Genomic DNA, 689 nt, shown 5'->3' on the forward strand with positions numbered 1-689 from the left:
CGGTAATTGGCACCCTGGCAGACGAATTGCTGGTTACGGGTCACCGGCGACAGCAGTTTCACTTCGCCCTCCGCAAGCTCCTGGCCTTTCAGTTGAGCGAGGTCGTCGATACTGTTCTGGCGAATGAAGTCACCGGTGGTTTCAAAAACACCTGGGATTACTGTGATACGGCCCTGGCGAAGCACGCCCCAGTGGATACCGTTCTGAAATTCAAAGCGGACTACGTGTACAGCAGACATTGAAGGTACTCCTGGAGCAGCGTTTGTCCTGCGCTCGGTGGCGCAAGAACTGTGGTGTTGTTCTGAAGGTGGGCTGACAAGGGTGTAGACCAACGAGCCGCCGGCGATCAAAGCGCCGGCTTTAAGCACGTCCCGTCGGCCATACTGGGTTGAGTTGTCCGACATGGCGTATCTATCCAAACATACGCATAAGGGTTACCAACTTTCGAATTGTCAGGTCCGGACTACGTCGCAAGTTGCGAATCAACACAAGCAGCTTGGTTAAGCTCAGCTTGGGTTTTGTAAAACTCTTAGGCATGAGCGGTCCCCACTGGGCCATTGCCTCGGGGCTTACCGGATGAATGCCCGTAGGCCGAGTGGCCGTAAAAATATCCCCGTCGCAGTAATGCTCGTGTTTATCGCCCCATGGGTCTTGCCAATAATCGAAGATCTGACTGCCCAGAATGTGTC

1 protein-coding gene and 1 pseudogene are annotated in these 689 nt (G+C 54.3%); both read right to left on the reverse strand.

Annotated elements, in window-relative coordinates; genetic code table 11:
* On the reverse strand, positions 1-239 hold a 239-nt coding region (locus tag AC1DRJ_RS31100), incomplete at its 3' end, for a DUF2437 domain-containing protein (RefSeq protein ID WP_477805485.1).
* Positions 240-411: 172 nt separating this feature from the next.
* Positions 412-689, reverse strand: a pseudogene (locus tag AC1DRJ_RS31105) (VOC family protein); the annotation flags it as partial.

This window comes from Pseudomonas sp. P5_B2 (assembly GCF_056400445.1).